The organism is Methanobrevibacter sp. (assembly GCF_045541095.1).
GTDB lineage: Archaea > Methanobacteriota > Methanobacteria > Methanobacteriales > Methanobacteriaceae > Methanocatella.
Window position 1 is genome coordinate 1 of the sequence record NZ_JAZQIJ010000267.1, and the last position, 4,910, is coordinate 4,910.

Below are 4,910 nucleotides of genomic sequence, written 5' to 3' on the forward strand. Positions count from 1 at the left end.
TTACTGCTATATAAAAAAAGAGGGAGAGCATTTGAGAAGTAATCGAATAAGGAACTGAGAACAATTTTTCAAACCCAGAACAATTTTCACAACTCAAAGCAAATATTACAAATCCCACACAAAAAAAAGAGAGTACACTGAACAAAAAATTCATAGACCTAAAATAGTCTCCAAATATATTAAATAAAAATAAACACAATAAAATTAATTAAAAAAGATTGTACACCCAACTTGCAATTCATCCACGACCTAAAAGAGGTCGTGGTATTCTTACATTATTTAAGATAAAGCGATAATGCAATGTCAGTTTTTGACATTTTATGGATTTCCATCACATTCATATCCATAAAAAAATATGCCGCAAAAGTAATCTATGAATTAATGCCAATGGAAAATGTTTTGTGATTAAAGCAAATATTTAGTCATTAATATGGAAAACTGGATAATTCTTGAAATTTGGTGTAATAGTTAATTTGGGTCAAAAAAGAAAAAATTGCATTGAATAGTATTTTCTAGCTATTCAATGCAGCAGATGGGCTGTCAGGAAGATAGCTGGTAATTTCTGGACTGAATCCATGAACATGTGCTACATCACCTGATCCGCTTAAATATAATCCGTCCACATTATTGGTTGTGTTCTTGTCTGTGTGGGTGCCTGCTTCGGCAGCATAGACACCAGCCACGACGAGCGATACAACCAATGCAATAATCAATCCCCGTATAATGATTTTGTTGTTCATTTTAATCTGCTCCTTTTAATGGGTTAATCTTTTGAAACCTATTTAATACTATTAAAATGTTCATATATAAAGTTTTTCGAGTGTAAGTGCCCACTTACATCTTAAAATTAATAAATAAAGACATATTAAGGATTAAATATAAATTAAACTAGTTAACATTGAAAAAAAATGAATTCAATAAACCTATCTAATTCTTTTAAAAAAATAGCTCATAAAAACAGATATATAACATGCCGAAATATAATCCTCATTAAAAAAAATCATCGAATGGATTGTTTTAATACTGCAAAATATTAAAATTAGAGAGAAATATCATTAAATATAAAACATGTATGCAAAAAATAGAATAAAAAATAGGAAAAATCCTACTTTTTAACTTTAACAGTTTTTTTAACAGTATCTTTACCGTATGTTGCCTGATAGGTTATTTTTTTACCCGCTTTAAGCTTTTTCAAGACAGATGATTTAATAGTGACCTTAGCAACACCTTTTGAATTGGTTTTTGCCTTGTATGTTTTGCCGTTGAACTTGAATGTCACTGTTTTCTTGTTGAGATACTTTCCGCTGACCTTGCCCAAACTGGCTTGCAGCACCAAACTTTTAGCAGATTTCTTGACAGTGACTGTTTTAAGTGTTACAATGTGTTTTACGGTAATTGTTCTTGTAACTGATTTGCCTAAAGAGGTTATGGTTATCTTGTATGTTCCAGGCACCTGAGTTATCTTAAACCTGGCAATTCCATTGGTTGCAGTTAGTGTTTTTGATATTTTACCGCTTATCCTGACAGTTGCACTTTTTACAGGTTTTCCGTCTTTATAGACTTTAATGGTATAAATTGTGCCTGCAGAATAAAGCGCATTGACATTTGATGCTGTAATTTTAGGTTCAACTTCGTCAGACTGTTTAATTATTATTCCGTTTTTTGAAATGGACGGGTATTTGCCGTCACCGGAGTAGGTTATTGTGTATGGATACTTTCCGCTATCCAAATCAGGTACGACAATTTTAGCAACACCGTTTACAACAGGGAAATCATAGGATTTTCCGTTGATTGTTAATGTCACGTTACCTGTTGCATTAACATTAGACAATGTGACTTCCATGGTAACGTTAGCATCTGAGTAAGGAACATATATTTCAGCATTACCATTGAAATCTATGGAAGTGTTTTTATCACCAGTATGGTTTGTGGTGGAGGATGAACCTGACCCGTCAAGAACAGTCAGTTTGAATGTGGATCTTGAAGATGAAAAACTGGATGTTCCCTCATAGACCACCAATATTGAATATTCTCCTGCTTTTGTCGGAGTGTATGTTAGTTTTGCAATACCGTTTTTGACATTGACCTCACCGATTTTGGTATCGCCTGTGAAGAAAGCAACGACCCCCTCATTGATTTTTTCAAAACCACCGATTCCGGCAGTAAGGTTTACCTTTTTGCCTGCAGTCGCATTTAACTTGGATGTTACCACATTGGTTCTTGCCTTATCAACGGTAATCTTTGCGGTTTTTGTCAGCGCATTGTGATTGACATCATTCAGTGAAGTAACTGTTAAAGTATGAGTGCCCACACTCAGTTTAGGAAATATAATCATACTTCCATCCATTTCAACGCTTTTACCGTCGATTTTGGCAGCAAAGCTTGTGGATTCAGTAGTATCTACAGTCATATTGAATTGAGTGCCGTATTCATAGGTAACATCATGAACATTGAATTGGGGATCAACCTTGTTCACGGTCAGTGTAGCGGTTTTTCTAACGGAATTGTAATTTGCATCAGGAATTGTAGTGACCGCTAATGTATAAGTACCGGCATCAAGTTTAGGAATCTTGATAACATCACCGATTACCTCAACACTTTTTCCGTCGACTGTTGCGGTAAAACCTGTGGCTCCAATATAGTTTAGAGTAATACTGATTGGACTTACATAATCAATATTTAAATCCTTGATACTTATGTCGGAATTTAATTTATTGACAGTGATTGTAGCCTCCTTGGTTACGGATGTGTGATTTGCATCAGGAATTGATGTGACAGTTAATGTGTGGTTTCCAGCATCCAAACCTGAAAGAGAAATAAATCCTCCGTCAACATTTACCTCTTTGCCGTCGATTTTGGCAACAAAACCAATGGCATAGTCTGAGGACACACCCATCATTGAAGAATCCCCATAGTTCATAACAACATCCTTAATTCCAAATGAAGCTTTAGCCTTGTTGACTGTGATTATTATTGTTTTGGATACTGAATTATAACTATCATCAGGAATTGTAGTAACCACCAGTTTATGGGTGCCCGCACTGAGTTTAGGAATAGTGATATTCAGCCCATTAGTTTCAATGTCCATATTGTCAATTTTAGCAGTTATTCCGGTTGCTCCAATAACACCTACTTTAAAATCACCAGTATCCCCATAATTCAAAGAATAAGTATCAACAGTACTTAAAACTGAATCCGCTTTATTTACAGTAATCTTTACAGCTGCAGAGGACCCATCATGATTATTATCAGCAGCATAATTAATATAGACATCATATGTGCCGACATTTAAATTGAATGTATCTATCCTAATCTGCCCTTTTTCATCTGTGACTTTATAACCATCATCCCCGTTAAAGTTGACAGACAAAACTTCACCGCCCATAGGCTTGTTTTCTGCATCAGTTAATGTCGCATACAGATACTCTCCACTTTTATAATGTGTATTCAAATCAGAGACAACTATATGAGTAGCTGTCTTATTACCCTTTAACACCACTGCATCACTCTCATCAGATGATGATTTAAGGGAATCATCTGCTGATGCAGTTAATTTATCAGCATTGCTCAAATCCACTTCAGGATTTGTTTCAACGTCTGCTGCAACAGTCTGGTTTACATCAGTTGCGCAAACGCTTGCAACGCCAAATAAAAAAATTGTTAAACAAATAAAAATTAAAGTTTTTTTGCATTTCATTTTTTTACCCCAAAATTTACAATCATCAGTATCTCTGTTAAAAATGATATATATCTATTTTGAAAAAATAGCCAATGAGGCCAAAATGTAAACTTTTTATATCTTTTTTAATCATATTTAATGAAAAGAGAGAAAAATAGAACAAATCATTAAATATTCCCCATACCAATATATGAGCATGCATAATAAAAGAGAGGTTTTGGGCAAAATATTATTTGGCGCGGCAATTTTGATATTGCTTTACATGTTCATCACACCAATATCCCACGTACTGATCCATGTTGATGAATACTGGACATATTCCCTTGTGAATCTGCCTTTTTTTGAGGGCATGACAGTTGCAATACACGATGTTCACCCGCCGCTGCACTATCTGATTTTATATCTGTTTGCCCCATTCGGATTGACCAACATCCATCTTCTCAAAATTGTTTCAGTCATTCCTTACCTCCTTTTGATACTTGTTTCATATTTTAAGATTAGAAATGACTATGACTGGTTTACAGCAGGTTTGTTTATCTTCTGCATAGGAGTCATGAGTGATTTTTTCGTTGAATTTCTGACCATAAGGATGTATTCCTGGGGTCTGTTTTTCGTCATTATGGCATTCATCTACTTTAAGGAAGTTACCGACAACTGGAACCGTAAAAGCTGGATTCTTTTAACATTGTTCGCACTTCTGTCTGCATATACCCAGTATATCTTTGCAATAACATGCGGATTAATGTATCTGCTGGTTTTGGTTGAAATTTTACGCTCAAGTGACGTTAAGCCTCGCTTAAGGCAATTCATGATTTCAGTAATTTCCCTGCTGATACTCCATAGTCCGTGGTTAGTCGTATTCATACACCAGGTCCAGACACATCAGGGAACAACCCTTGAGATACCTCAGATTGGAAGCCTTTTCAACTACATCATATTTTTCGCATTGAACCACCCCACCCTAAGAGGGTGGGGATTCCTGAATTTTTTTCACTTAATAGGTTAATTAAGTATTTTTCAGGCTATCCCCGTTGAACCAGCGGTTTAATATATTAATTGCGGCATTTACGTCTCTATCAAGTATTTTTCCGCATTTTTGACATTTCCAGTTGCGTGTTTTGACTTCTAACTCTTGTTTTATGTGTCCGCAATGGTGGCATGTTCTGCTTGTATTGTGGCTTTTTGTGAACTGTACGCCGTTTGCTTTGGGTTTGTAGAGTTGGAATTTGTC

General features: G+C 35.3%; 4 protein-coding genes. 1 reads left to right on the forward strand and 3 read right to left on the reverse strand.

The window, feature by feature from the left end; all coding sequences use genetic code 11:
* Positions 1–512: 512 nt before the first annotated feature.
* Together ACKI2P_RS11600 and ACKI2P_RS11605 are read right to left on the reverse strand one after the other, a co-directional pair.
* Positions 513–740: a hypothetical protein gene (locus ACKI2P_RS11600; protein WP_407377735.1), complete on the reverse strand. Its 228-nt coding sequence runs from the start codon at positions 738–740 to the stop codon at positions 513–515.
* 365 nt (positions 741–1,105) lie between these two features.
* Positions 1,106–3,697: an Ig-like domain-containing protein gene (locus tag ACKI2P_RS11605; protein ID WP_407377737.1), complete on the reverse strand. Its 2,592-nt coding sequence runs from the start codon at positions 3,695–3,697 to the stop codon at positions 1,106–1,108.
* 178 nt (positions 3,698–3,875) lie between these two features.
* On the opposite strand from ACKI2P_RS11605, the gene ACKI2P_RS11610 reads away from it, so the two are divergent.
* The gene (locus ACKI2P_RS11610; protein ID WP_407377738.1) at positions 3,876–4,685 is read left to right on the forward strand and encodes a hypothetical protein; all 810 of its coding nucleotides are present in this window, start codon (positions 3,876–3,878) and stop codon (positions 4,683–4,685) included.
* Here ACKI2P_RS11610 and ACKI2P_RS11615 read toward each other — a convergent pair.
* The coding region (locus ACKI2P_RS11615) for a zinc ribbon domain-containing protein (protein ID WP_407377740.1) at positions 4,686–4,910 on the reverse strand (225 nt) is incomplete at its 5' end.